This is a genomic window from Bradyrhizobium sp. USDA 4502, from assembly GCF_054063355.1.
This window is the reverse complement of the sequence record NZ_JBSSGF010000001.1, coordinates 8,379,477-8,405,668: the sequence shown is the minus strand read 5'-3', so window position 1 is coordinate 8,405,668 and position 26,192 is coordinate 8,379,477. Positions and strand designations below refer to the sequence as shown.

General features: G+C 64.7%; 30 protein-coding genes. 12 read left to right on the top strand and 18 right to left on the bottom strand.

All coding sequences use genetic code 11. From position 1 onward, the window contains the following. Positions 1-57: 57 nt before the first annotated feature. The 8 genes from ACVW1B_RS39135 to coxB all read right to left on the bottom strand — a co-directional run bounded on the left by ACVW1B_RS39135 (position 58) and on the right by coxB (position 6,605). Complete coding sequence (locus ACVW1B_RS39135) at positions 58-828, bottom strand: SURF1 family protein (protein WP_456777883.1); 771 nt, start codon at positions 826-828, stop codon at positions 58-60. Then, a complete protein-coding gene (locus tag ACVW1B_RS39130) occupies positions 825-1,211 on the bottom strand; it encodes a DUF983 domain-containing protein (RefSeq protein ID WP_253604745.1) in 387 nt (128 codons plus the stop codon). Before ACVW1B_RS39130 ends, ACVW1B_RS39135 begins: the two co-directional genes overlap by 4 nt. A 64-nt stretch (positions 1,212-1,275) precedes the next feature. After that, the gene (locus ACVW1B_RS39125; protein WP_057016083.1) at positions 1,276-2,172 is read right to left on the bottom strand and encodes a cytochrome c oxidase subunit 3; all 897 of its coding nucleotides are present in this window, start codon (positions 2,170-2,172) and stop codon (positions 1,276-1,278) included. Between the two features lie 55 nt (positions 2,173-2,227). Beyond that, entirely contained in the window at positions 2,228-2,857 is a 630-nt protein-coding gene (locus ACVW1B_RS39120) for a cytochrome c oxidase assembly protein (RefSeq protein WP_076832349.1), read from the bottom strand. Positions 2,858-2,862: 5 nt separating this feature from the next. Continuing rightward, the gene (locus tag ACVW1B_RS39115) at positions 2,863-3,027 is read right to left on the bottom strand and encodes a hypothetical protein (RefSeq protein WP_028334632.1); all 165 of its coding nucleotides are present in this window, start codon (positions 3,025-3,027) and stop codon (positions 2,863-2,865) included. Between the two features lie 37 nt (positions 3,028-3,064). Continuing rightward, positions 3,065-4,003, bottom strand: a complete 939-nt coding sequence (locus ACVW1B_RS39110; protein WP_028334631.1) for a heme o synthase — start codon at positions 4,001-4,003, stop codon at positions 3,065-3,067. 64 nt (positions 4,004-4,067) lie between these two features. Continuing rightward, positions 4,068-5,684, bottom strand: coding sequence for a cytochrome c oxidase subunit I (gene ctaD, locus ACVW1B_RS39105; protein WP_456822877.1), 1,617 nt, complete (start codon positions 5,682-5,684; stop codon positions 4,068-4,070). A gap of 81 nt (positions 5,685-5,765) precedes the next feature. Then, positions 5,766-6,605, bottom strand: coding sequence for a cytochrome c oxidase subunit II (gene coxB, locus ACVW1B_RS39100; RefSeq protein WP_026191935.1), 840 nt, complete (start codon positions 6,603-6,605; stop codon positions 5,766-5,768). A 267-nt stretch (positions 6,606-6,872) separates the two neighbouring features. On the opposite strand from coxB, the gene ACVW1B_RS39095 reads away from it, so the two are divergent. Both ACVW1B_RS39095 and ACVW1B_RS39090 read left to right on the top strand, forming a co-directional pair. Beyond that, the gene (locus ACVW1B_RS39095) at positions 6,873-7,178 is read left to right on the top strand and encodes a hypothetical protein (RefSeq protein ID WP_092088071.1); all 306 of its coding nucleotides are present in this window, start codon (positions 6,873-6,875) and stop codon (positions 7,176-7,178) included. A 12-nt stretch (positions 7,179-7,190) separates the two neighbouring features. Then, positions 7,191-7,739 (top strand): invasion associated locus B family protein, encoded by a 549-nt coding sequence (locus tag ACVW1B_RS39090; protein ID WP_076832351.1) that lies wholly within the window; start codon positions 7,191-7,193, stop codon positions 7,737-7,739. 118 nt (positions 7,740-7,857) lie between these two features. Here the strand turns inward: ACVW1B_RS39090 and ACVW1B_RS39085 are convergent, their stop codons facing one another. From ACVW1B_RS39085 to ACVW1B_RS39075, 3 genes are read right to left on the bottom strand one after another with little or no spacing between them, the layout of a single operon-like run. Then, on the bottom strand, positions 7,858-8,457 hold the full coding sequence (locus ACVW1B_RS39085; protein WP_253604751.1) for a TlpA family protein disulfide reductase: 600 nt from the start codon (positions 8,455-8,457) through the stop codon (positions 7,858-7,860). A 35-nt stretch (positions 8,458-8,492) separates the two neighbouring features. Next, on the bottom strand, positions 8,493-9,011 hold the full coding sequence (locus ACVW1B_RS39080; protein WP_456777884.1) for a DsrE family protein: 519 nt from the start codon (positions 9,009-9,011) through the stop codon (positions 8,493-8,495). 10 nt (positions 9,012-9,021) lie between these two features. Next, positions 9,022-9,414: a DoxX family protein gene (locus ACVW1B_RS39075; RefSeq protein WP_456777885.1), complete on the bottom strand. Its 393-nt coding sequence runs from the start codon at positions 9,412-9,414 to the stop codon at positions 9,022-9,024. 132 nt (positions 9,415-9,546) lie between these two features. On the opposite strand from ACVW1B_RS39075, the gene ACVW1B_RS39070 reads away from it, so the two are divergent. The 5 genes from ACVW1B_RS39070 (at position 9,547) to ACVW1B_RS39050 (ending at position 13,487) form a co-directional block, all read left to right on the top strand. Then, entirely contained in the window at positions 9,547-10,002 is a 456-nt protein-coding gene (locus tag ACVW1B_RS39070) for a winged helix-turn-helix transcriptional regulator (protein ID WP_253604759.1), read from the top strand. A 271-nt stretch (positions 10,003-10,273) separates the two neighbouring features. After that, positions 10,274-11,698, top strand: a complete 1,425-nt coding sequence (tldD, locus tag ACVW1B_RS39065) for a metalloprotease TldD (protein ID WP_456822876.1) — start codon at positions 10,274-10,276, stop codon at positions 11,696-11,698. Then, on the top strand, positions 11,698-12,468 hold the full coding sequence (gene lepB / locus ACVW1B_RS39060) for a signal peptidase I (RefSeq protein ID WP_456777886.1): 771 nt from the start codon (positions 11,698-11,700) through the stop codon (positions 12,466-12,468). Before tldD ends, lepB begins: the two co-directional genes overlap by 1 nt. Before the next feature lie 108 nt (positions 12,469-12,576). Beyond that, on the top strand, positions 12,577-12,924 hold the full coding sequence (locus ACVW1B_RS39055; protein WP_092088124.1) for an MmcQ/YjbR family DNA-binding protein: 348 nt from the start codon (positions 12,577-12,579) through the stop codon (positions 12,922-12,924). Continuing rightward, positions 12,921-13,487, top strand: coding sequence for a nucleotidyltransferase family protein (locus ACVW1B_RS39050; RefSeq protein ID WP_456822875.1), 567 nt, complete (start codon positions 12,921-12,923; stop codon positions 13,485-13,487). The genes ACVW1B_RS39055 and ACVW1B_RS39050 overlap by 4 nt, the downstream gene beginning before the upstream one ends. A gap of 103 nt (positions 13,488-13,590) precedes the next feature. Here ACVW1B_RS39050 and ACVW1B_RS39045 read toward each other — a convergent pair whose 3' ends face one another. The 3 genes from ACVW1B_RS39045 to ACVW1B_RS39035 form a co-directional block, all read right to left on the bottom strand. Continuing rightward, a complete protein-coding gene (locus ACVW1B_RS39045) occupies positions 13,591-14,145 on the bottom strand; it encodes a PAN domain-containing protein (RefSeq protein WP_456777887.1) in 555 nt (184 codons plus the stop codon). A gap of 143 nt (positions 14,146-14,288) precedes the next feature. After that, a complete protein-coding gene (locus ACVW1B_RS39040) occupies positions 14,289-15,659 on the bottom strand; it encodes a glutamate--cysteine ligase (RefSeq protein ID WP_092088053.1) in 1,371 nt (456 codons plus the stop codon). A 93-nt stretch (positions 15,660-15,752) separates the two neighbouring features. Continuing rightward, positions 15,753-16,277, bottom strand: a complete 525-nt coding sequence (locus ACVW1B_RS39035) for a MarR family winged helix-turn-helix transcriptional regulator (protein ID WP_016847103.1) — start codon at positions 16,275-16,277, stop codon at positions 15,753-15,755. A 130-nt stretch (positions 16,278-16,407) separates the two neighbouring features. Here ACVW1B_RS39035 and gstA point away from each other — a divergent pair, with 130 nt between their 5' ends. The 3 genes from gstA to ACVW1B_RS39020 all read left to right on the top strand — a co-directional run bounded on the left by gstA (position 16,408) and on the right by ACVW1B_RS39020 (position 17,687). Further along, positions 16,408-17,025, top strand: a complete 618-nt coding sequence (gstA, locus tag ACVW1B_RS39030) for a glutathione transferase GstA (protein ID WP_456777888.1) — start codon at positions 16,408-16,410, stop codon at positions 17,023-17,025. 40 nt (positions 17,026-17,065) lie between these two features. Continuing rightward, positions 17,066-17,218 (top strand): hypothetical protein, encoded by a 153-nt coding sequence (locus ACVW1B_RS39025; RefSeq protein ID WP_456777889.1) that lies wholly within the window; start codon positions 17,066-17,068, stop codon positions 17,216-17,218. Positions 17,219-17,300: 82 nt separating this feature from the next. Next, a complete protein-coding gene (locus ACVW1B_RS39020) occupies positions 17,301-17,687 on the top strand; it encodes a hypothetical protein (protein ID WP_240536793.1) in 387 nt (128 codons plus the stop codon). A gap of 305 nt (positions 17,688-17,992) precedes the next feature. Here the strand turns inward: ACVW1B_RS39020 and ACVW1B_RS39015 are convergent, their stop codons facing one another. The 4 genes from ACVW1B_RS39015 to ACVW1B_RS39000 form a co-directional block, all read right to left on the bottom strand. Continuing rightward, positions 17,993-20,206 carry a 3-hydroxyacyl-CoA dehydrogenase NAD-binding domain-containing protein gene (locus tag ACVW1B_RS39015; RefSeq protein ID WP_456777890.1) on the bottom strand — a complete coding sequence of 738 codons (2,214 nt, stop codon included), beginning with the start codon at positions 20,204-20,206 and terminating at the stop codon, positions 17,993-17,995. Positions 20,207-20,225: 19 nt separating this feature from the next. Continuing rightward, positions 20,226-21,434 carry an acetyl-CoA C-acetyltransferase gene (locus ACVW1B_RS39010; RefSeq protein WP_283065077.1) on the bottom strand — a complete coding sequence of 403 codons (1,209 nt, stop codon included), beginning with the start codon at positions 21,432-21,434 and terminating at the stop codon, positions 20,226-20,228. 137 nt (positions 21,435-21,571) lie between these two features. After that, complete coding sequence (locus tag ACVW1B_RS39005) at positions 21,572-23,359, bottom strand: acyl-CoA dehydrogenase C-terminal domain-containing protein (RefSeq protein ID WP_456777891.1); 1,788 nt, start codon at positions 23,357-23,359, stop codon at positions 21,572-21,574. 107 nt (positions 23,360-23,466) lie between these two features. Then, a complete protein-coding gene (locus ACVW1B_RS39000) occupies positions 23,467-23,883 on the bottom strand; it encodes a nuclear transport factor 2 family protein (protein WP_229191371.1) in 417 nt (138 codons plus the stop codon). A 160-nt stretch (positions 23,884-24,043) separates the two neighbouring features. On the opposite strand from ACVW1B_RS39000, the gene ACVW1B_RS38995 reads away from it, so the two are divergent. Both ACVW1B_RS38995 and ACVW1B_RS38990 read left to right on the top strand, forming a co-directional pair. After that, positions 24,044-24,631: a PadR family transcriptional regulator gene (locus ACVW1B_RS38995; RefSeq protein WP_057016062.1), complete on the top strand. Its 588-nt coding sequence runs from the start codon at positions 24,044-24,046 to the stop codon at positions 24,629-24,631. Between the two features lie 230 nt (positions 24,632-24,861). Continuing rightward, on the top strand, positions 24,862-26,025 hold the full coding sequence (locus ACVW1B_RS38990) for an IS4 family transposase (RefSeq protein WP_057015126.1): 1,164 nt from the start codon (positions 24,862-24,864) through the stop codon (positions 26,023-26,025). Positions 26,026-26,192: the final 167 nt, after the last annotated feature.

Genomic DNA, 26,192 nt, shown 5'->3' with positions numbered 1-26,192 from the left:
ACACCCTGATTGCTTGCCGCGAAGTCCCCTTCGCGGGTCAATCAAACCATGATGCGACTAGGTTCGACCAGAGGCGCGGCGCCGGTGGCCGCGCCACCACAGGCCGAAGGCGATCGTGACCGCAGCGGCCAGCGAGAACCAGGTGATGGCGTACTGCATGTGGTCGTCCTTGAGCCGCACCTTGAGCGGTCCGGGCTTCGGCGTGCCGCTGTCGGGCACCGGCCCCTCGAGGTCGATGTAGAACGGCGCGACCTGGCCCCAGCCGAGCGCCTGCGCCATCGCGCGATGGTCGCGCACGAACCACAGCCGCTTCGCCGGATCTTCCTTCGGCGTCAGCCGGCCCGGCGGCTCGGGAAAGCGGATATAGCCCGTGAGTTCAACCGGCGCGCCGGTGACGAGGCGGCCGACGACGCGGTCCTCGAAGGCGCGATCCTGCATCGTGTTCTGGACAAAGCCGGTGTTGATCACGACGGTCTCGCCGCTGGCGAGCTTCGCCGGCAGCAACGCCCAGGTGCCGGGACCCGAAATGTCGTCGCGCACGGCGGAGCCGGAGCTGAACACCATCGCGTCAGGCTGCTTCGCATAGGTCGCGGTCAGGGTCACGCGGCGGAATTCATCCTTGGCGGAGGTCAGCGTCGGCCATGCCGACGGCGGCGGCAGCGCCTCGGTCGGCGCGGCCAGCCGCGCCTCGAGCGCTGCGATCAGCGCGTGCTTCTCGACCCGGCGCTGCAATTGCCAGAAACCGAGGGCGATAAACACCGCGATCAGGATCAACGTGAAAATGCCGAAGCCGGCCGCGCTCGGCCGGCGCGTCGTCACATCATTCATTTCGGGTCGCGCTCGATCAATTGGCCTTCGGCGGCCTTGTGGTGGAATTGCAGCGCGATCAGAAGTGCCTTCATCGATCGTAGCGGCAGGATCGTGGTGACCAGGATCAACGGCAGCCACAGCGCGGCATGCACCCAGAACGGCGGCTGGTACTTCACCTCGACGATCAGCGCCGCCGCGACCACGATCGCGCCGGCCAGCATGATGACGAAGATCGCCGGCCCGTCGCCGGAATCGATAAAGGCGAAGTCGAGGCCGCAGGCCTGGCAGCGCGGCGCCAGCGTCAGGAAGCCGGAATAGAGCTTGCCCTTGCCGCAGCGCGGGCAGCGGCAGGCGATGCCACGCAGTGCGCTCTCAGTGACGGTCGGCTGGGTATCGGTCATCGGTTCTCTTCAAAAACAAAGGGGCGGCCATTCGGCCGCCCCCTCTTAGCACGTCGGCCGGCAATTAGTGTGCGCCGTGGGCCATCGTCTCGGCGCCGTGGCCCCAGACGTAGATGCAGATGAACAGGAACAGCCAGACCACGTCGACGAAGTGCCAGTACCAGGCGGCAAACTCGAAGCCGAGGTGCTGCTTCGGCGTGAAGTGGCCGGCATAGGCGCGGATCAGGCAGACCAGCAGGAAGATGGTGCCGACCAGCACGTGGAAGCCGTGGAACCCGGTCGCCATGAAGAAGGTCGCGCCATAGACGTTGCCGCCGAACGAGAACGTCGCATGGGCGTACTCATAGGCCTGCACGCAGGTGAAGAGGGCACCGAGGATCACGGTGAGGATCAGGCCCTGCTTGAGGCCCTGGCGGTCGTTCTCCAGCAGCGCATGGTGCGCCCAGGTAACGGTGGTGCCCGAGGTCAGGAGCAGCAGCGTGTTGAGCAGCGGCAGATGCCAGGGATCGAAGGTCTCGATGCCGTGCGGCGGCCAGGTACCGGGAACGGAGCAGGCACCCATCGCCGTGCCGGCGCCGCAGCCGAACACCGCATCGCGGGTGGCATGCACCGCGTCGGCCGGGAACAGCGCCGCATTGAAGAAGGCCCAGAACCAGGCGACGAAGAACATCACCTCGGAGGCGATGAACAGGATCATGCCGTAGCGGTGGCTGATCTGCACCACGCGGGTGTGGTCGCCCTTGTACTGGGCTTCCTTGATCACGTCGCCCCACCAGCTCGCCATCGTGTAGAGCACGCCGATGGTGCCGACGCCGAACACGATCGGGGCGGCGGAGAACATGTGGTGCATCCAGCCGATCGCGCCGAACGCCATGATGAAGGCCGAGATCGAGCCGACCACCGGCCACGGGCTCGGGTCGACGAGATGATAGTCGTGATGCTTGACTTGCGCCTCAGCCATTGCCGTCTCTCCATTCGCGTGCCGCAAGGCACGTCTTAAATCTTAAATTCCAAAACTAGCCGCCCTTGCGCTGTTCCGCCTCGCCCGCCGCCACGGGCTTCGGCGCGGCGTCGCGCACGGGGAAGAAGGTGTAGGACAGGGTGATCGTCTTCAGCGTGTCGTTCTCGCTGTCCTTGGCCAGCGCCGGATCGACATAGAACACCACGGCCATCTCGCGCTTTTCGCCCGGCGCCATGGTCTGTTCGGTGAAGCAGAAGCAGTTGATCTTCTGGAAATAGGCGCCGACCGTCAACGGCGCGACATTGTAGGACGCCTGGCCGGTGGTGGTGCGCGCCGACTGGTTGGTGACGGTGTAGTAGACCGTGACCACCTGGCCGATCTTGACGTCGATCGTGTTCTGCTCCGGCTCGAACTTCCAGGGCAGGCCCGGCGCGACGTTGGAATCGAAGCTGACCGAAATAGTGCGCTCGAGCGGCGCATCCGAAGGCACCGAGGTCGCGACCTGGGTGGTGCCGTTGAAGCCGGTGGTGCGGCAGAACCAGTTGTAGAACGGCACGGCGGCGTAGGACGCGCCGACCATCAGCACCACGACGAAGCCGCAGATCGAGGCAACCACGGCGTCGCGCGTCAGCGTGCGGCGCGTGACCTTGGCGCCCTCACCCTGCTGCGGTCCCTGGTTGGCCATCTCACTCACAGCGGCCGCACCAGCACGGCCGGCCCCTTGACGAGGGTGACGGCGAAGAACAGCACGACCAGGATGCCGAGCGCGAGCGCGATGGCGATCGAGCGCTGGCGGCGGCTCTTGAGCTGCGCCTCGGTGAGGACGATGCCTTCTGGTTCGCGTTTCTCGTCCATTGATATCCCATGCGCCCCCATCTCGCCCCCCGGCTCCCTATCCGATGAAGACAGGCGCAATCGCGCGGACCACGACCTCGGCGAGAAGGACGGCAAACAGCGCGAACAGATAGAGGATCGAGAAGGCGAACAGCCGGCGCGTGGCGCGGTTGGCAGCCGTCCCCTCGCGGCGGCGATATACCTCGATGGCCAGCCACAGCATGCCGGCGCCGAGCACCAGCGAGGTGACGCCGTAGATCGCGTCGAAATAGCCGAGCGGCCACGGCGCCAGCGCGATCGCGACCAGCACGATGGTGTAGAGCAGGATCTGCAGCCGGGTCGCGTCGGGACCGGCGACGACCGGCAGCATCGGGATGCCGGCGCGGGCATAGTCGTCGCTGCGGAACAGCGCCAGCGCCCAGAAATGCGGCGGGGTCCAGAAGAAGATGATCAGGAACAGGAGGATCGGCTCGACCGAGAGCGATCCGGTCGCGGCGGCCCACGCCACCACCGGTGGCAAGGCACCGGCGGCGCCGCCGATCACGATGTTCTGCGCGGTCCAGCGCTTCAGCCACATCGTGTAGACCACGGCATAGAAGAAGATGGTGAAGGCAAGCAGCGCACCCGCCACCCAGTTGACCAGAATGCCGAGTGTCATCACCGAGAAGAAGGCGAGCGTGATGCCGAACGCGGCCGCCTCGGTCTGCGTGATGCGGCCGCGCGGAATCGGCCGGTTGGCGGTGCGCGTCATCAGCGCGTCGACGTCGCCCTCATAGGCCATGTTGAGCGCGCCGGAGGCGCCGGCGCCGACCGCGATGCACAGGATCGAGGTGAATGCCAGCACCGGATGCACGTGCACCGGCGCGATCATCAGCCCGACCAGCGCGGTGAAGATCACCAGCGACATCACGCGCGGCTTCAACAGCGCGATGTAGTCGCCCACTTCGGCCTCGGAGATCCGGGGCAGCTCGATGGCGTTGTGATCGACAACCGACAAGATCAGGTCTCGCTTCTCTCAAAAGGCGCGGCGCACCCTTAAAGTGCGCCGCGTTGTCGTGGACTTACTGCACGCGGGGCAGCACTTCGAACTGGTGGAACGGCGGCGGCGAGGTCAGCGTCCACTCCAACGTGGTCGCACCGGCGCCCCACGGATTGTTCGCGGCCTGCTCCTTGCGGACGAAGGCATCGATCACGCCGTAGATGAAGATCAGGACGCCGATGCCGGAGATGTACGAGCCCCAGGAGGAGATCAGGTTCCAGCCGGCGAACGCATCCGGATAGTCGACATAGCGGCGCGGCATGCCCGACAGGCCGAGGAAGTGCTGCGGGAAGAACACCAGGTTGACGCCGACGAAGGTGAACCAGAAGTGCAGCTTGGCGATCCGCTCCGAGTACATGTAGCCGAAGATCTTCGGGAACCAGTAGTACCAGCCGGCGAAGATGCCGAACACGGCGCCGAGCGACAGCACGTAGTGGAAGTGCGCCACCACGTAGTAGGTGTCCTGCAGCACGCGGTCGACGCCGGCATTGGCCAGCACGACGCCGGTGACGCCGCCGACGGTGAACAGGAAGATGAAGCCGATCGCCCAGATCATCGGCGCCTTGAACTCGATCGAGCCGCCCCACATCGTGGCGATCCACGAGAAGATCTTCACGCCGGTCGGCACCGCGATCACCATCGTGGCGGCGACGAAATAGGCCTGCGTCGCCGAGGACATGCCGACGGTGTACATGTGGTGCGCCCACACCACGAAGCCGATGCCGCCGATCGCGACCATGGCGTAGGCCATGCCGAGATAGCCGAACACGGGCTTGCGCGAGAAGGTGGAGACGATCTGGCTGATCATGCCGAAGGCGGGCAGGATCAGGATGTACACTTCGGGGTGGCCGAAGAACCAGAACAGATGCTGGAACAGCACCGGGTCGCCGCCGCCGTCAGCCGCAAAGAAGGTGGTGCCGAAATTGCGGTCGGTCAGCAGCATGGTGATCGCACCGGCGAGCACCGGCAGCGACAGCAGCAGCAGGAACACGGTAACCAGGATCGACCACACGAACAGCGGCATCTTGTGCAGGGTCATGCCCGGCGCGCGCATGTTGAAGATCGTGGTGATGAAGTTGATGGCGCCGAGGATCGACGAGGCACCCGCGAGATGGAGCGAGAGAATCGCGAAATCGACCGCCGGTCCCGGATGGCCCGAGGTCGACAGTGGCGCATACATGGTCCAGCCCGCGCCGACGCCGTTGGCGCCCGGCTCACCCTCGACGAAGGTGGACATCACCAGCAGCGCGAACGAGGCCGGCAGCAGCCAGAACGAGATGTTGTTCATGCGCGGGAACGCCATGTCGGGCGCGCCGATCATCAGCGGCACCATCCAGTTGCCGAAGCCGCCGATCATCGCCGGCATGACCATGAAGAAGATCATGATCAGGCCGTGCGAGGTCACGAACACGTTATAGGTGTGCGTCTCGTGGAATATCTGGACGCCCGGATACATCAACTCGGCACGGATCGCGATCGACATCGCCGCGCCGATGATGCCCGCGATCACCGCAAAGATCAGGTACATCGTACCGATGTCCTTGTGGTTCGTGGAGTAGAGATAACGCCGCCATCCGGTCGGATGGTGGGCGTGATCGTCATGGGCGTGATCGTCGTGTGTCGCTGCGCCTGTCGCCATGTTCAAAATCCTGCCTTGCAGTCCCTCTTGGACCTTGCGGTCCCGTCGCCCTTATTCCATCCGCGCCGTAAGCCGTGAGGCTTACTGCGCCGCCTGACCAGCCGAGGCGTAGGAATTCGCCGGGTTGGTCGCAAACTTCTTCTTCGCGCCTTCGACCCAGGTCGCGAATTCCTGGTCGCTCACGACCCTGACCGCGATCGGCATGAAGGCATGGTCCTTGCCGCACAGTTCCGAGCACTGGCCGTAGAACACGCCGGTCTTGGTGGCCTTGAACCAGCTCTCGTTGAGGCGGCCGGGGATCGAGTCGATCTTCACGCCGAAGGCCGGCACCGCGAAGGAGTGGATCACGTCGGCGCCGGTGGTCTGGATCCGCACCACCTTGTTGACCGGGACCACCATCTCGTTGTCGACGCCGAGCAGGCGCGGCTGCTTGTCCTTGTCGAGCAGCGAGTCGAACTCGAACTTGCCGTTATCCGGATAGGCGTAGGACCAGTACCACTGCTTGCCGGTGACCTTCACCGTGAGATCCGGCTTCGGCACGTCGAGCTCCAGGAACAGCAGGCGGAACGACGGCACCGCGATGCCGACCAGGATCAGCACCGGGATCAGCGTCCAGGCCACCTCGATCAGCGTGTTGTGGGTGGTCCTGGAGGGGACCGGGTTGGCCCTGGCGTTGAACTTCACCACCACGATGATGAGCAACGCGAGCACGAACAGCGTGATCAGGGTGATCAGCACCAGCAGGAAATTGTGAAACCAGATGATGTTTTCCATCACCGGGGTCACGCCTTCCTGCAGCGTGTGCTCCCAGGGCGCCGGCTGCCCCATTTCGGCGAAGGCCGATCCCGCGGCGACAGACGCCACACCCGCCACCGCCAACCCCAGCAATTGCCTGCCCAACCGGCCAATCGACATCTTCATGCCGCTCGCGCTCCCTTGCATTATTCCCCAAAGCACCCCCGGCATGTGGCCGAAAATGCAGCACGATCCGCCCTGACAAACGGCCTTCCGGACATACCCGTCTCTGAGTCAAGGTGGGTACGGGAGCCAGATCGCTAGAACGCGTCGAAATCCAGCCTCTCAAACCATAATTCTCCGGCGCTCGCAATGCAGTAGTGGGGCCGAAAGCCATGCGCCTGCGATGAAGCTGCCGCTTGCGATTTTTCCTGCAAAATCAAGCGAAAGCACTTGGACCAATTGTCCATGCCGCTTGACAGGGGGATTACCGGATGTACCCACAGACAGGGCAGCGCACAGGAACCTGATTCGCTGCGGGCTGCCCCAATCCGGCGCGAGAATGGCTTCACGATCGCCTTCAAGGCGCCGTCATTGCGGTATCAGTCGACGCCTGAGCATGATCCGGAAGAGTGGAAACCGGTTTTCCGAAAGATCATGCTCAAACAAGAAGATGAGATCATGATTCGCTTCCGGGAAGCGCATCGTGGCGCGCGTGCTACCGGCGGCCGGACGGCCGGACCGACCGAACATCTATAAGGATCGACCCGGATGGGCGCTTCGAACATTCGTTTGACGATGGCCAGCCGGCTCGGCGGCCTCGCGATTCTGGCCCTCTGCCTCGGCCTTTCTCTTGGCCTTTCTCTTGGCCTGACCCAGCCGGCGAACGCGCAAGGCGCGGTGCGCTCGGTCCACGGCGACTGGCAGATCCGCTGCGACACTCCGCCCGGCGCCCAGGCCGAGCAATGCGCGCTGATCCAGAGCGTGGTAGCGGAAGACCGCTCCAATGCCGGCCTGACCGTGATCGTGCTGAAGACCGCCGACCAGAAGAGCCGCCTGATGCGCGTGGTCGCGCCGCTCGGCGTGCTGCTGCCCTCCGGCCTCGGCCTCAAGCTCGACAATCAGGACGTCGGCCGCGCCGGTTTTGTCAGGTGCCTGCCCAATGGCTGCGTCGCCGAGGTCGTGATGGACGACAAGCTGCTCGGCCAGCTCAAGAACGCCAAGACCGCGACCTTCATCATCTTCGAGACGCCCGAGGAAGGGATCGGCTTTCCGCTCAGCCTGAATGGCCTGGCGGAGGGGTATGACAAATTGCCCTAGCGGCGCCGAGCGGCACAGGAAAGCGTAGCCCGGATGGAGCGCAGCGCAATCCGGGGCCGCTCTCATCGCGGATGAACCAGTCCCGGATTTCGCTGCGCTTCATCCGGGCTAAGCCATCTCAGCGGACTCCCGCATAGTAGTCGAACAACGCGCTCGCCTCCGTGGACAGCCAGTCCGCCTCACCCGTCATGTAGCCTTCGACCTGTCCGGTGATGCCGATCAAAAATGAGATCGGCATGCCGTACAGCGCGAACGGCGTATCGACCTCGGCGACGTCGACGCGCGACACGAGACCGCCGGGATCGAAGCCGACCGCGAGGTGGCGCAGCTTGAGCTGCTTGACGTAGGGCGCGACCGGCGCGCGGTTGCGATCGGTGCTAACAGCGATAACCACGAGATCGCGACGACCGCTGGCGGCAAGGCGGTCCAGCATCGGCAGCTCGGTCCGGCACGCCGCGCACCAGGTGGCCCAGAAATTCACCAGCACCAGCTTGCCTTTGAACGCGGAGAGATCAAGCGCACCGCCGGTGAGCGCCGGGATCGCAACCGGCGGCACCGGGCGGGCGCCTTCGACCTGCGTGAACTGATGCCGGATGGTGCCGAATTGCGGCGGTCCCGACGCTGCGAGCACAGCTCCGGTGGGCATTGCGAGCGAGGCGCCGGCGCCAATCATGCCGGCAACGACGGCACGGCGCGTCGGTACGTGAGCTGACGTCATGACAAATTCTCCGCTTGGCTTGATCGCTGCATCGCTCAGGACCGGATGTAGGACCAGCCGGCTTCCTGCAATTCGATGATGCGCCCGGGCCCGTTCGGCACCAGGTCGACATGATCGAGCAGGACCAGCGGATGTCCCTCGGCGCGCTCCATGCCGAGCCTGGTGGCTTCGCAGACCACGAAGCGGATGTCCGGCGTGAGCCCCCTCGCCACCCGGAGCAGATCCTTCACCGGCGAGGTATCGGCGCGCAGCATGTGGACGCCGGCATTGTAGGCGACGACCTCGATCTCGAACGGCTCGTTGCGCTCCCGATAATATTTCGGGAGGTTGAGCGCGGTCGAGATCAGCGCCCGCATCGTGGTCGGGTCGTCGCTGTTGATCGGCAGCACCAGGCGGTGCATGCGCGGCTCCGGCTTGCTGGACTCAGGTTTCTTGGGCTCGGGTTTCGAGACCGCCGCGACCGAACCGGTGAGCAGCATTGTCGCGGCGAACGGCACCGCGAAGGCCAGCACCAGCCCGGTCACGACCATCAGCTTGCGGAGAGAGACGCGCATCGCGCTCGCCTCACGGCGCGCTCGCGAGCAGGGCGAACTGGCTGCGCTTGGCGTAGGCGACGATCACACTCAATGTCAGCAGCACGAGGGCGGGCACCGGCGAGCCGCCGATCACGAAAAGATGGCTGATGGTGGCGCCGACCATGATGCAGCTCAGCAGCACGCCGCCGAACGCCGCGACCGGGGGCAGCAGGATCAGGATCGCGCCGAGCAGCTCCAGCGATCCGGTGAAATAGCGGAACCACTGACCGAGCCCGATATGCTCGAATTCCTCGACCAGCATCGGCACGCCGTAAAGCTTGGCCGCGCCCGCGGCGGCAAAGGTCAAAGCGAGCAGTCCCCTGACGACCCAGAGGCTGACGGATTTCCAGCGCGACGGCGCCGCGGCAACTGCAACTGACATTGATGACTCCCGAGTTGTTCGTAAGGCCGGACCGCGGCCACCCGACCGATCGGCGGCTGGCCCGCGGCTTTCGGTGGTCTAAATTCGGGAGTAAGATGAAAAGAACAAGTAGGATGCTTTTTGTGAGGTAGTATGAAAAAACTGACTATTGAGCCTGCCGAGCCTCCGGCGGCGTCCGAGCCGTGCAACGGCGACCTGTCGGCGCAATTTCATCGCGCGCTGTCGGTGCTGGCCGGAAAATGGAAGGGCGACATCCTCTGGCAACTGGTCGAGCGCAAGCGGCGGTTCGGCGAGCTGCGCCAGTCGATCCCCGGCGTGACCCAGCATATGCTGACCACGCAGCTGCGCGATCTCGAGGCCAACGGCCTCGTCAAGCGCACGGTCTATCCCGAGGTGCCGCCCCGGGTTGAGTACGAGATGACGCCGTCCGCCAAGGCGCTCAAGCCGGTGTTCGATGAACTGTACCGCTGGGCACAGGAGCATGGCTTTCCGACCTCGGCGCAGGGCACCGCACAGCCGAAGCCGCAATCGGGCGATGCAGCCGAGCGCGAAAGCCCGCCGCGGAAGGCGGATCGGCGCTCAAGGTGATGACGACAAGGTGAGGACGCCGACGGGGCACTGTGATCGACAGTACAGCCGCAGGCACTCCCGGTTTGCCACCCCAACCACTATCTTTGGTGATCGCCGTCCGGGCCTGAACCGGGACCGGTACAGGTTTCCGGGTTGTAAGATGAGTTTTCCGCTCGTCTCTGCTTCAATCCCCCGAAATCCCTGCTGCGGGTTCCCCACTGGCAATCAGTTGCGCTTCAGGCAAGGATGACGAGGAATCGCCAAGCAATCGCATTGCGTCGGAGTGACCATGACCAATCCCGCCACGACCTCCCTGCTCGACCGCGCCAATCTGGACCGCGATGCCGTCCGCCGCGAGGTGTCCCGCGGCCTTGAAGGCGCCGACGACGGCGAGCTGTTCCTGGAGTTCGGGCAGACCGAGGCGCTGGTGTTCGACAACGGAAGGCTGAAGCAGGCGACCTATGACACCTCGCAGGGCTTTGGCCTGCGCGCGGTCAAGGACGACGCGGTCGGCTATGCGCATTCCTCCGACGTCTCGATCCCGGCGCTGATCCGCGCCGCGGATGCGGTCGCGGCCGTGCGCGGCGGCTATGCCGGCACTTTCGCCGCGGCGCCCGCCCACACCAACATCAGGCTCTATGGCGACGAGAACCCGCTGGACGGCCCGGCGTTCGAGGCCAAGGTCAAGCTGCTCGGCGAGATCGACGCCTATGTCAGGGACAAGGACCCGCGGGTGCGTCAGGTCTCGGCCAGCCTCACCGCGACCTGGCAGGTGGTCGAGATCCTGCGGCCCGACGGCGAGAGCTATCGCGACATCCGCCCGCTGGTGCGCGTCAACATCTCCGTCGTCGCCGGCCAGGGCGACCGCCAGGAGAGCGGCAGCAAGGGCTATGGCGGCCGCGAGGGCTATGCCCGCTTCATCGAGACCAAGGCCTGGCGCGACGCCGCCGACGGCGCGCTGCGCGAGGCGCTGGTCAATCTCGAATCGGTGCCGGCGCCCGCCGGTGAGATGGACGTGGTGCTCGGCGCCGGCTGGCCCGGCGTGATGCTGCATGAGGCCGTCGGCCACGGGCTCGAGGGCGATTTCAACCGCAAGCAGACCTCCGCCTTTGCCGGCCTGATGGGCCAGCAGGTCGCGGCCAAGGGCGTCACCGTGGTCGACGATGGCACCATGGCCTCGCGCCGCGGCTCGCTCTCGATCGACGACGAGGGCACGCCAACCAACCGCACCGTGCTGATCGAGGACGGCATTCTGGTCGGCTACATGCAGGACCGCCAGAACGCCCGGCTGATGGGCATGAAGCCGACCGGCAACGGTCGTCGGCAGAGCTATGCCCATGTGCCGATGCCGCGCATGACCAACACCTACATGCTGTCGGGCGACCGCGACCCGGCCGAGATCATCGCCTCGGTGAGGAACGGCATGTACGCCGCCAATTTCGGCGGCGGCCAGGTCGACATCACCTCGGGCAAGTACGTGTTCCAGTGCACCGAGGCCTACAAGATCGAGAACGGCAAGCTCGGCGCGCCGCTGAAGGGCGCCATGCTGATCGGCAACGGACCGACCGATCTCCACAGGATCACCATGATCGGCAACGATCTTGCGCTGGATACGGGAATCGGCACCTGCGGCAAGAACGGCCAGGGCGTGCCGGTCGGCGTTGGCCAACCGACGCTCAGGATGGAACGGATTACGGTCGGAGGAACGGGCTAGTGAGCAGCGGAAACGAAGTCGTGACGGCCAAGCCGACCAGCTGGCGCGGGCAGGCCGTGCAACTGGCCGCGATCGTGGCCGTCGTGTTCCTCGCCAAGGGCGCGATCGCGGAGCCGTTCTACGTGCCGTCGGGATCGATGGAGCCGACGCTGCTGATCGGCGACGCGCTGGTCGCCTCGAAATATCCCTATGGCTACGGCGCGGCTTCGCTGCCGATCCAGATCACGCTGCCGGAAACCGGCCGCGTGTTCGGCGAGGCGCCGAAGCGCGGCGACGTTGTCGTGTTCCGCTGGCCGGGCGACCGCTCGCAGGCCTGGGTCAAGCGCGTGGTCGGGCTGCCCGGCGACCGCATCCAGATGCGGCAGGGTCAGCTCTTCATCAACGATCATGCGGCGACGCTGAAGCCCGACGGCACCGGCTTCGCCGAAGACGATCGCGGCGGCGGCGAAGAGGCGTATCGCTACATCGAGACGCTGCCGAACGGCGTCAACCACGCGATCTTCAAGATCCGCGACAACGGCCGGCTCGACAACACCCAAGAGGTGACGGTGCCGCCGGGCAAACTGTTCGTGCTCGGCGACAATCGGGACAATTCCGCCGATAGCCGCGTGCCGGTGCGCGACGGCGGCGTCGGCCTCTTGCCGATCGACAATCTGATCGGCCGCGCCGACGCCGTGGTCGGCTCCTGGGACCTCGGCATCCGCAGCCAGCCGGTCTGGACCTGGCTCTCAGGCTTCCGCCTCGCGCGCTTCTTCACCTCGGTGCAGTAGACGCGTAGCCCGGATGGAGCGCTGCGCAATCCGGGATCTCCCACTCTGCAAGATGTCCCGGATTTCGCTTCGCTCCATCCGGGCTACATTCCTTGCGGGATGATAGTCGTGACCTTCGACGACATCAGGCACATCGCGCTGGCATGGCCGGAGGTCGAGGACGGCTCTTCCTACGGCACGCCGGCGCTGAAGGTGCGCAACAAGATGCTGGTGCGGCTCAAGGAGGACGGCGACAGCCTGGTGATTCCGGGCGTCCCGCCGGAGGAGCGCGACATGCTGGTCGAGCATCAGCCCAAGGTGTTCTACTTCACCGATCACTACCGCGACTACCCGACGGTCCTGATCCGCCTGTCGAAGGCCAAACGTCAGACCGTCGAGCCCTTGCTGCGCCGGCACTGGCGCACGCTGGCGTCGAAGAAGGCGGTCCGGGACTACGACGCGACCGCCTCGTCGTGACGCAGGACGAATTCCTCGCAGCCGCGCTGCGCAACCCGGCCAATCAAGCCATCACCGACGAGTTGTACCGCCTCGGTCTGCCCGATGCGTGGCTGGTCGCCGGCTGCCTGGTGCAGACCGTGTGGAACGTGCTGACCAGCCGGCCGCTCGATCATGGCATCAGCGACCACGACATCTACTATTTCGATCCGGATACCTCATGGGAGGCCGAGGATGCGGTGATCCGTGAGCTCAAGGCACGGCTCGGCCGTCTCGGTGTCGCGATCGAGGTGCGCAACCAGGCCCGCGTCCATCTCTGGTATCCCGACAAGCACGGCCTGCCCTACCCGGCGCTGTCGCGTTCGACCGACGGCATCGATCGCTTCCTCACCGAAAACACGCAGATCGGCATCCGCCGCACCACGCGCGGCCACGACGTCTATGCGCCGAACGGTTTCGATGATGTCGCCGGCATGATCGTGCGGCCGAACCGGACCGCGAACTTTTCGCCGGCGAACTATGCGACGAAGGCGGCGCGCTGGAAGGCGCTCTGGCCCGAGATCACGGTGCTGGCGGCGGAGTAGCCCGTCATCGCGTAGCCCGGATGAAGCGCAGCGAAATCCGGGGCAGGCCCATCCACGGTGAGCGCGGTCCCGGATTACGCTTCGCCTCATCCGGGCTACGGATTCACCGCACCACGCCCGACGTGAACCCCGCCTTGCGGCGCGGCGGCTTGATCTCTTTCTTCAGGAAGCAATGCGCGTCGCGGCCGGCATAGCCGGGCCGGGCGTAGGTCCAGGCGCGGCACTTGTTGTCGGCGGTGCAGGCGGCCTGGCAGGCCTCGTCGCCGTCGCTGCTCTTCAGCTCGAAATTCTTGTAGTCTCCGCCGAGGCGGTCGATCGAAGTTTCGATGGCGCCGTTGCGCGGTTCGACCACGCCCGCGCCGCGCACCCCGGAGACGCAGCAGACGTTCTGCACCCGTGGCGGCACGGTGCTCTTCAGCCAGCACACCGCCCCATTATTGGCGTCGGTCGGATAGTTGAAGCTCCAGGCGCGGCAACGGCGGTCACGCTCGCAGGTCAGCGCGCAATCGGCCGGATCGCCCGTCGTCACCGGCGCGTTGAGATAGTCGCCGCCGGGGCGGTCGAAATTGGTCTGCGCCAATGCCGGGCGTGCGACGACCGCGGCCGCGAGAGCCGCAAACACCACCACACACGCCCTAAAGAGGCGGCCTATCCCCATGAGATTGCTTTCAAATTCGCGCAGCCCCGCGCGTTTCGCGGGGCGTCATTTGAACGCCATGAACCTGTACGGCTGATGAACGGCGGGTGCGACACCACCGCCGTTCGCGCGCGCCTCACGCCCGGATCGGATCCAAGCGGGGACTAAAAGGCGTATTCCTGATAGGCCGGTTCCACCGAGCCCTTCCAGGGACCGTTGAACTTCTCCAGCATCTCCTCGGCCGGCGAGCGGCCGGCCTCGATGATGCGCTCGAGCGGTTCGAGGAAGCGGCTCTCGTCGCGTCCGAGATGATCGATCCGGCCGCGCCGCCGCAATCCGGCATGCGACAGGATCAGGCACTCCTTGGCGATCTCGAACAGATAGCGATCCTTGATCCGCGACTTGAAGCCGAAACGCGGCACGTCGTCACGCAGCGCCTGCCGCTCCGGCGCGGTCCAGTGGCGGACGATGTCCCAGGCGGCATCGAGGCTGTCATTGTCGTAGAGCAGCCCGACCCAGAACGCCGGCAGCGCCGGCAGCCGGCCCCACGGCACGCCGTCGGCGCCGCGCATTTCGAGGTAACGCTTCAACCGCACCTCGGGGAAGATCGTCGAGAGGTGATTGGCCCAGTCCGACAAGGTCGGGCGCTCGCCCGGGAAGGCGGCATTCTTGCCGGCGAAGAAATCCCGGAACGAGGAGCCGGAGACGTCGATATATTCCTCGCCCCGCTTGACGAAATACATCGGAACGTCGAGCGCGTAATCGACATAGCGCTCGAAGCCCATGCCGTCCTCGAACGCGAACGGCACCATGCCGCTGCGCGCATTGTCGGTGTCGCGCCAGATCTCGGAACGGAACGACAGGAAGCCGTTGGGCTTGCCTTCGGTGAACGGCGAGTTGGCGAACAAGGCGGTCGCGATCGGCTGCAACGCCAGCGACACCCGCAGCTTCTTCACCATGTCGGCTTCGGAGGAGAAGTCGAGATTAGTCTGCACCGTGCAGGTCCGGAACATCATGTCGAGGCCGTATTTGCCGACCTTCGGCATGTAGTTTCGCATGATCTTGTAACGCCCCTTGGGCATCACGGGGATCTGCGCGCGCGACCAGGACGGCGTCATGCCGAGGCCGAGGAAGCCGATGCCGAGCGGGGTTGCGATCTCCCGCACCTGCGCCAGATGCGCCATCAATTCCGACTGCGTCTGATGCACGGTTTCGACCGGCGCGCCCGACAGTTCGAACTGCCCGCCGGGCTCGAGCGAAATCGCGCCGCCGCCGGTGACGTCATAGAGGCCGATGATGTTGCCGCGCTCCATGATCGGCTCCCAGCCGAGCAAGAGCTTCATGCCCTCGAGCAGCGCGCCGATGCCCTTGGCGCCTTCATAGGGCACGGGCTGATGGCCCTCCAGCGTGAACGGAGTCTTCTCGTGCTCGGTGCCGATCCGGAATTCGGACTCAGGCTTCACGCCGGCTTCAAGCCACGCCACGAGTTCGTCGCGCGACTGCAGCGGCGTCATGTCGATCTGGTCACGCGCCATAGATAATCCAACTCAAAGGCGCTTCGATCGAAGGCGCGCGGTGGCAGGGACATCCGCGAGCCACAACGGCTGCGGATGATGGAATCAGCAATATCATCGGGCAGGCACGCCGTCTCGCGCAGGCGCAGCCTTGCTGTCAGCCTTGGTCTCGTTCTTGACGTCGCCTTTGGCGTCGCCGCAGGCGCAGCCGAGCCGGTCGAGCAGGCCGCACAGCCTGGTTGCGTCGGCGTCGGATAATTTCGAGCCGACATGCTTGTCGATCGCGGCGGAATAGGCGTTCCACATCCGCTTCTGCAGCTCGCGTCCAGCCTCGGTGATCTCGACGAACTGGCCGCGCTTGTCGATCTTGCATTCGCGGCGGGCGGCGAGCCCCTCGTCGACCAGCTTGTCGATCAGCCGCGAGGTCGAATATTGCGGGATCAGCATCTGGCGCTCGAGCTCGACCGGACGCAGCTCGCCCGACGGCGCGCGGGACAGCTCGAGCAAAGCGTCATACCAGGCGAGCGGCGGAAAACCGGCCTTCTTCAAATCCTGCTCGACGCAGTCCAGCACCCGGCTCGGCACCCGCATCAGGCGGATCCAGGCGGCCGTCGCCTCGCTCGATAGCTTGCGTTTCATGGTCTAGCTCATAGGGTCCCGGCACCGACTGTACCGCACTGAATGCATCTGCATCAATCTTGACTATTTCATGCAGGCGCATGTAGGCAATCCCTCTCCGGACGCCAAGAACAAGGGAAGGAATACCCCTATGAAGCTTTATTACACCCCCGGTGCCTGCTCCCTCTCCCCCCATATCGCCCTGCTCGAGGCCGGGCTGCCCTACGACCTGGTCAAGGTCGATCTCCGCGCCAAGAAGCTCGAAAACGGCGACGATTTCCTCCAGGTGAACCCCAAGGGCCAGGTGCCGGCGCTGACGCTGGATACCGGCGAGATGGTCACCGAGGGGCCAATCATCATCCAGATGATCGCCGACAAGGCCGCCGACAAGAAGCTGGCACCGGCGAGGGACTCCAACGAGCGCTACAAGCTGCTCGAATGGCTGAACTACACCACGACCGAGCTGCACAAGAATCTCGGTCCGATGTTCTCGCCCGTGCTCGCCGACGACGCCAAGGCCTTCTTCAAGGACCGCGCCATGGGCAAGTTCAAGTATGTCGAGAGCCAGCTCGCCGGACGCGACTATTTGATGGGCAACCAGTTCACGGTCGCCGACGGCTACCTCTTCACCATGATCATGTGGGCGCAGGACCGGCTCGGCTTCGACTTCTCCGGCCTGCCGAACGTGACGGCCTACAAGGCCCGCGTCGCGGCGCGCCCGAAGGTGCAGGAGGCGCTGAAGAAGGAAGGCCTGCTCAAGGCGGCCTGAGCCGAACAAGGCCGGCCTCGTGGCACCACGCGGCCGGCCCTTGCCGATAATTGTCGACAGGAAGAAGCTGGCCACGACCCATCTGCTGCCGGGCATGCCGGTCGAGGTGTGTCCGACCACCGAGCGGACGGTGCTCTCCTGTTTGATGAAGCCGCTGGCCGACCAGGTCCACCGCGCCTTCAGGGAGAAATGAACGGTGCAAACCTTCAGGACGTGCTGGAACAAAATCAATTTAATCGGCATTCTACCGATTAAGACTACTTTCGGCTGAGGGCGTGGCCGTCCTTGTTCGAGCGATCCAACTGACTGACTATGACCTGCGGCGCGCCCTCCGCTCCAACTGGTCTAAAAATGTGACGATCGCCTTTACCCTTTTATTGACCAGCACCCTGGTTGGGCTGGCAACCAGTTTGTACTTTCGGGTTTGGACATTGATGCTGGAGTCGCCGCTGGTCGCGGTGCTCGCGGCGATCGTGCTCCAATCCGACGGCTTTTCCTTTGCCACCGGTGCTCCGATCGTCGTCGCCTGTCTCGCCTTCAACCAGTTCGCCTATCTCGCCGGCGCCTTGCTCTCTCCGGGGACTGACGGCTCAATGGCGGAAGAAATTGACGGCCTGCCAGACCGTCGCGGCGAGCACAATATCCGCGGCCAGAACGAGTAGCGCGAGGCCGGCCCATGACGGGCCCTTGCCCCGCAGACGCAGCGGCTTCCGCCATCGCGACGACCGCAGGGAAGACAAGGAATCCTTCGCCGCGATCTCCGCGGCTCCTTCCTTGAACGCAGAACTCATCGCACGACACCCTCACGCTGATCGTCGCCCCGGCGATCGACGAGCAAGAGTGATGCCAGCAGCGTGGTGCCAGTGGGGAACGAGCGTGGCGGGACTTTGACGCGCATGACCGTCGCACAACAGGATCAAGTCGGATCGATGACCGGCTTGATCCTGCGCGAGTTCGCCTCAGAAGTTTACGCCGCCTGCTTCTTCGGCGGGAAGCGGCCGTAGAAGGTTTCGCCCTTGGCGGCCATCTCCTCGAGCAGCTTCGGCGGCGTGAAGCGCGAGCCGTACTTCTTCTCGAAGCTGTGGCAGAGTGCGACGAAGTTCCTGGTGCCCATGAAGTCGATGTAGGACAGCGCACCGCCGGTGAAGGGCGCGAAGCCGAAGCCGAGGATTGAGCCGACATCGGCCTCGCGCACGTCGGTGATGACGTGATCCTCGACGGTGCGCGCGGCCTCCACCGCCTGCACCACCAGGAAGCGCTGCTTCAACTCCTCGACGCTGAGCGTGTCGGGATCGAGGTGCTTCGGCTGCAGATTGGCGAGCCCCGGCCACAGGCTCTTCTGGCCCTTGCCCTTCTCGGGATAGTCGTAGAAGCCCTTGCCGTTCTTGCGGCCGAAGCGGCCCTGCTTCTCGACCATCTCGACCATCAGCTTCTTCTGCGCCTGGTCGATCGCATTGGGGCCGAGATCAGCCTCGGTCGCCTTGGTGATCTTCAGGCCAAGATCGAGCGCGACCTCGTCCTGCAGCGACAGCGGCCCGACCGGCATGCCGGCCATCTTGGCGGTGTTCTCGATCATCGCCGGCGGCACGCCCTCGAGCAGCATCTCGTTGCCCTCGGAGATGTAACGCATCACGCAACGGTTGGCGAAGAAACCCCTCGAGTCGTTCACCACGATGGGCGTCTTGCCGATCGCGCGCACATAGTCGAGTGCGGTCGCCAGCGCGACGTCGCCGGTGTTCTTGCCGAGGATGATCTCGACCAGCATCATCTTCTCGACCGGCGAGAAGAAGTGGATGCCGATGAACTTGCCCTGGTCCTTGAACTCCTCGGCCAGCGAATTGATCGGCAGCGTCGAGGTGTTGGAGGCGAAGATCGCGCCCGGCTTCAACAGCGGCTGGGCCTTGGCATAGGTATCCGCCTTGACCTTGCGATCCTCGAACACCGCCTCGATGACGAGGTCGCAGTCCGAGATCACGTTGTAGTCTGATGTGGCCGAGATCCGCGCCAGGATGGCATCGGCCGCGTCCTGCTTCATCCGTCCCTTGGCGATCAGGCCGTCGACCACGGTCTTGGCGTGGCCCTTGCCCTTGTCGGCGCTCTCCTGGTCGCGATCGACCAGCACGACGTCGATGCCGGCCTGCGCCGAGACATAGCCGACGCTGGCGCCCATGAAGCCGGCGCCGATCACGGCGAGCTTCTTGACCTTGGTCGGCGGCATGCCCGCCGGGCGGCGAGCGCCCTTGTTCAATTCCTGCATCGACAGGAACAGCGAGCGGATCATCGCCGCCGCTTCCTTCGAGCGCAGCACCTTGGTGAAGTAGCGCGACTCGACCCGCAGCGCGGCGTCGATCGGCAGCTGCAGGCCCTCATAGACGCAGCTCATGATGGCGCGCGCGGCCGGATAATTGTCGTAGGTCTCGCGGCGATAGATCGCATTGCCGGCCGGGAACATCTGCATGCCCATCTTGGAGAAGACGGGGCCGCCGGGCAACTTGAAGCCCTTCTCGTCCCACGGCGCGACCGCCTTGCCGCCGCCCTTGATCCAGTCCTTCGCGGCCTTGATCAAATCGGCCGCCGGCACCACCGCGTGAATCAGGTTGAGTGCCTTGGCGCGGGTGAGATTGACCGCCTCACCCTTGAGCAGCAATTGCATCGCGTCCGCCGGCTGCACAAGACGCGGCACGCGCTGGGTGCCGCCGGCGCCGGGGAACAGGCCAACCTTGATCTCGGGCAGGCCGAGCCGGGTCTTCGGGTTCTCGGCCGCGACGCGGTAGTGGCAGGCCAGCGTGATCTCGAAGCCGCCGCCGAGCGCAAGGCCGTTGATCGCGGCGACCCACGGCTTGCCCGAGGTCTCGATCGCGCGGAACGACTGCGACATCTGGCGGCTCTGCTCGAACAGCATCTGGTTCGCGGCTTCCTCGCCCTTCTCCTTGAAGAGCTGCGCGTAAGAGCGGTTCATGCCCTCGAGCATCGAGAGGTCGGCGCCGGCGCAGAACGCCTCCTTCGCCGAGGTGATCACGACACCCTTGATCGCAGGATCGCTGGTCGTCTGCTTGATGATCTCGCCGATCTCCTGGGTCGAGATCTCGTCGAACACGTTCATCGAACGATCAGGGATGTCCCAGGTGACGAGCGCAATGCCGTCGGCGTCGACGTCGAACTTGAAATTCTTGTAAGCCATGTTGCTCGCTCCCCTCGCCTCAGACGCGCTCGATAATGGTGGCGGTGCCCATGCCGCCGCCGATGCACAGCGTCACCAGCGCGGTTTCCTTGTTGGTGCGCTCGAGCTCGTCGAGCACGGTGCCGAGGATCATCGCGCCGGTCGCCCCTAACGGATGGCCGAGCGCGATCGCGCCGCCATTGACGTTGATCTTGGCGTTGTCGATGTCGAACGCCTGGATGTAGCGCAGCACCACCGAGGCGAAGGCCTCGTTGAGTTCGAACAGGTCGATGTCCGACTTCTTCATGCCGGAGCGCTCGAACAGCTTTTCGGTGACGTCGACCGGGCCGGTCAGCATCATCGCGGGCTCCGAGCCGATATTGGCGAATGCGCGGATCTTCGCCCGCGGCTTCAACCCGTGCTTGGCGCCCGCCTCCTTGCTGCCGAGCAGCACGGCGCCGGCGCCGTCGACGATGCCGGAGGAATTACCGGCGTGATGCACGTAATTGACCTTCTCGACCTCGGGATGCGACTGGATCGCCACCGCGTCGAAGCCGGCCATCGCCGCCATCGCCGCGAAGGACGGCTGCAGCTGCGCCAGCGACTGCATCGTCGTGGTCGGGCGCATGTGCTCGTCCTTGGCGAGGATGGTCAGGCCGTTGACGTCCTTGACCGGCACCACCGACTTGCCGAAGCGGCCCTCGTCCCAGGCCTTGGCCGCACGCTGCTGGCTCTGCACCGCGTAAGCGTCGACGTCGTCACGCGAGAAACCGTATTTGGTCGCGATCAAATCGGCCGAGATGCCCTGCGGCATGAAATAGGCCGGCACCGCCATCGAGGGATCCATCGGCCAGGCGCCGCCGGAGGCGCCGATGCCGACGCGGCTCATCGATTCCGCGCCGCCACCGATCACGAGCTCATGCTGGCCGCTCATGATCTGGGCCGCGGCGAAGTTCACGGCATCGAGGCCGGAGGCGCAGAAGCGGCTGATCTGCACGCCCGGCACCTTCTCGCCGAGGCCGGCGTTCAGCGCCGCGAAGCGGGCGATGTCGGAGCCGGCCTCGCCGACCGGGTCGACGACGCCGAGCACGACGTCATCGACGGAATCCTCGGGAAGATTGTTGCGCTCCTTGAGCGACTTCAGCGGCACCGTGGCGAGCGCCAGCGCGGTGACCTCGTGCAGTGCGCCGTCGGCCTTGCCGCGGCCGCGCGGGGTACGAACGTGATCGTAGATGTATGCCTCAGGCATGACGCCCTCCTTGATATGAGGATCATAATATATACGGAAAGACCCGCCGCCGCAGCAGTGCGGCGGCAATTTTCAGGGCTTTCTTGTTTGACGCGTTTTCCTCACGCGAACCGGTCTCCACTTCGCTGGAAAACGCGTCAGAACGCTTCCGCGGCCAATTCCATCGTGGTGGCGCTGCCGCTCTGGATCCGGGCCAGATGCACGGCGGTCTCCGGCAGCAGCTTCTCCATGAAGAAGCGGCCGGTCACAAGCTTGGTGTTGAGGTAGGGCGTGGTGCCGGCGGCGGCCTTGTCCTGCGCCACCTTGGCCATCTTCGCCCACATATAGCCGAGCGCGACGAGGCCGAACAATTTCATGTAGTCGGTCGCGGCGGCGCCGGCATTGTCGGGCTTGGCCAGCGCGTTCTGCATCAGCCAGCCGGTGGCCTGCTGCAGATGGCCGAGCGCGGTGGAGAGCGGGGTGATGAACGGCTTCATCGCCTCGTCGGCGCCATGCTCCTTGGCGAAAGCGCCGACCTCGCCGAAGAACGCCATCGCCGCACGGCCGCCGTCGCGCGGCAGCTTGCGGCCGACCAGGTCGAGCGCCTGGATGCCGTTGGCGCCCTCATAGATCATCGCGATGCGCGCATCGCGCACGAACTGCTCCATGCCGTGCTCGGCGATGTACCCATGGCCGCCGAACATCTGCTGCGCCGAGACCGTGTTGGCGAACCCGGTGTCGGTCAGGACGCCCTTCAGCACCGGCGTCATCAGGCCCATGTGATCGTCGGCAGCCTGGCGATCCCCAGCGTCGTTGGAGCGGTGCGCGACGTCGCTCTTCAGCGCGGTCCATACCACCATGGCGCGCGCCGCCTCGTTGAAGGCGCGGATGGTGAGCAGCGTGCGGCGCACGTCGGGATGTACGATGATCGGATCAGCCGGCTTCTCGGGTTCCTTCACGCCGGTCAGCGAGCGACCCTGCAGGCGCTCGCGGGCATAAGCGACCGCGTTCTGATAGGCGACCTCGGACTGCGCGAGGCCCTGCACGGCGACGCCGAGGCGAGCCTCGTTCATCATCACGAACATGCCCTGCATGCCCTTGTTCTCTTCGCCGATCAGCCAGCCGGTGGCGTTGTCGTAGTTCATCACACAGGTGGAATTGCCGTGGATGCCCATCTTGTGCTCGATCGAGCCGCAGCTGACGCCGTTGCGCTGCCCGAGCGAGCCGTCGGCATTGACCAGCACCTTCGGCACCACGAACAGCGAGACGCCCTTGATGCCGGCCGGCGCGCCTTCGATGCGCGCCAGCACGAGATGGATGATGTTCTCAGTGAGGTCGTGCTCGCCGGCGGAGATGAATATCTTGGTGCCCGTGATCTTGAAGCTGCCGTCGGCCTGGCGCACCGCCTTGGTGCGGAGCAGGCCGAGATCGGTGCCGCACTGCGGCTCGGTCAGGTTCATGGTGCCGGTCCACTGGCCGGCGACCATCTTCGGCACATAGGTCTGCTTCTGCTCGGGGGTGCCGTGCACCAGCAGCGCCGCGGTCGCGCCCATCGTCAGCCCTCCATACATCGAGAACGCCATGTTGGCGGAGATCTGGAATTCGTTGACGGCCTGCGAGAGCGTCACCGGCAGGCCCTGGCCGCCGAATTCCGTCGGCGCCGAGAGGCCGAGCCAGCCGCCTTCGGCGACCTGCCTGAAGGCATCCTTGAAGCCCTTCGGCGTGGTGACGCTGCCGTCGTCATTGCGCTTGCAGCCCTCGAGATCGCCTGTGCGATTGAGCGGCTGCAACACCTCTTCGCTGAGCTTGGCGGCCTCGCCGAGGATCGCCTCGCGCACATCGGCCGAGGCATCGGTGAAGCCGGGAAGATTGCCGTAGCGATCGATCTGGAAAACGTCGTTGAGCAGGAAGCTGACGTCTTCGACGGGGGCTTTGTAGGTTGGCATGCTGATCTCCCGGCTGGCTCGTGGCCGCATATGCGACGGACGCTGCGCAGCGTGTCCTTGGGTTGTTGGAGCGGACCTTATCCGGTTCCGGAGGTCCGCGGCAGATGCTATCGCGACTGTGATTGCGACGTTGCGCCGCTTTGCTTCATCAACTCCTCGCCCATCATCCGATGCAGCAGGTTGATCGCCTTGAGCGGACGCACCATCACCTTGAAATGCGTGATCCGGCCGTCACCATCGAACGTGATGATGTCGACGCCGTTGAGCTTGATGCCGTCGATCTCGTTCTCGAATTCGAGCACCGCGCCGGTGTCATTGCGCCACTCGCCGAGATACTTGAAGGTCGGGCCGCCGAGCACCTTGGCGGCGCTGGTGAGATATTTGAAGGTGATGTCGCGGCCGCGCTGCGGCGTGTGCACGACCGGACTTTCGAACACCGCGTCGGGATGCAGCAGGTCCCACAGAGCGGCGGTGTCGTGGGACTTCATGTAGGCGTACCACTTGTCGAGGCCCGGCTTGCTCATTCGGACGTCTCCTGCGGCGGGGTTAAGAAGCCTGGACATCGGCGCGCGCGACAGGGCGGCACGCCGATCACCATATGCATATTGACGCATATGCACACTAACGCATAAAGTCAAGCGAACTTCAGAATGGCCTTTTGGGGAACTGAGATGGAGGTGGGCGTTGGCACTCGGTGACGCAATCCTTGCCTGCCTCACGGAACGTCCGATGACGGGCTATGAGCTCGCCAAGACGTTCGATGCGTCGATCGGCTTCTTCTGGAAGGCCGACCATCAGCAGATCTACCGGGAGCTCTCGCGGCTGCGCGACAAGGGCCATGTCCAGGGCCGCGAGGTGGTGCAGTCCGGCAAACCCAACAAGCTGGTCTATACCCTGACCGCCGAAGGCCGCGCGGCGCTGAAGCACTGGGCAGCGCGCCCGAGCGTGCCGCCCTCGATCAAGGATGACCTTCTGGTCCGGCTCTATGCGCTCGACTGCGTCGATATCGAGCCGCTGCGCAACGACCTGATGGCGCGGCTGGAGCATCACCGCGACCGCTATGAGCGCTATGAGCGCCTGCTCAACAAGCGCTTCCCCGACGGCACCGCGCCGCCGGCCGATGTCGGCAAGATGCTCAGTCTGCGCCTCGGCATGCGCCATGAGCGGATGGTGGTGGAATGGTGCGAGGAGGCGCTCGACGCGCTCTCGGCCATGTCCGGCCGCAGCAATGTGCTGCCGCTCGACGACGGCAAGCGCGAAAGCAACGGCTAGAAACAAATCTCCAACCTCCCCTTGAAAAGGGGAGGTCGCTTTGCTCGAAGAGCAAAGCGGGTGGGGATCATCTCTCTCCACACGCAGCAGTGTGTGCGGCAAACCCCCATCCCGACCTTCCCCCTTTCAGGCAGGGGTGTCCGGGGAATGATTCACTGTGTCGCGGTGCATGCTCGGCAGGACCGAGGCAAATCGGTCTTTTCTGGTTGTCGAGACACAGAGGGCCGAGCATGCGATATCGCGGTAGCATTTTTGGAAGGCTGCTTGAACCGATCAATCGACGGCAGTTTCAGACGGTTGTGGATCGTCTGGACGGGGATGCCTACGACAAGTCGTTCAGGAGCTGGGATCATCTGGTGGCGCTGATCTATGCCCAGCTTAGCGGCAACAGCAGTCTGCGCGGGGTGGTGACTGGCTTCAACGCCAATTCGCAGCATCACTATCACTTGGGAACCGGCAAGCTGTCGCGCTCGACGTTGTCCGATGCCAATGCCCGCCGTCCGATCGGCATTTTCGCGCAAACCTTTGCGGCGCTGTCGGCGATGGCGCGTCGCCAGCTGCGGAGTGAAGGCATGGAGATGGTGCGTCTGATCGACGCCAGTCCGATCCCGCTCGGCAAGGTCTGCAGTTGGGCGACGTGGAACGGCCGCATCCGCGGCATGAAGCTGCATGTCGTCTACGACCCAAGGAGCGATGTCCCGACCTGCGTCGAGATGACGGCCGCGAACGTCAATGACATCGAGATCGGCCGACAGACCCCAATCCAGCCCGCCACCACCTATGTGTTTGACAAGGGCTATTGCCGTTTCGACTGGTGGCAGAAGATCAATGATAGCAAGGCTTTCTTCGTTACCCGGGCGAAGACGAGCATCCGTCTTCGCTCGCTCAGGCATCGCGCCATCCGCAAGCGTAACGGGGATGGCTTCGAAATCCTTGCCGATGACGAGGTGAAGCTCACCAGCAAGGGCGATTCGCGCCTTCCAATCCCGCTCCGCCGCATCAAGATCAGACGCGAGAAAGGCGGCAAGATCACACTCCTGACCAACGACCTTGCCCGTAGCGCCGTCGAGATCGCCGCCCTCTACAAGAGCCGATGGCAAATCGAGCTGCTGTTCCGCTGGATCAAGCAGCATCTCGATATTCGCAAGTTCCTCGGCGCCAACGACAACGCGATCCGCCTTCAGGTGCTCGCTGCGATGATTGCCTACCTGCTGCTGCGCATCGCCGCTCACACCAACTGCATCAAAATGCTCCCGCTCAGGTTCGCCGAACTCGTCGGCCAGCTCCTGCTCACGCGTCGATCCCTCGCTGCCATCGACAAACCTCCGCCCATCAACCCCAGCCGTCGGAAATCAACCATCTCACCTGACCAGATGGAGCTCCGCTATGCCTGAATTTCCCCGGACACCCCTGCCTTTCAGGGGGAAGGAGAAGAGGAGCAGCACCGCAGGGCATTGTCCTGATCCGGCGCAACAGGTTCCCGGATTCCCTAACTTTAGCGCCCGTCGGCCGCATTCCTTAACCCGTTATTTACCGTGACGGGAAAAAGTCAGCAGCTGAA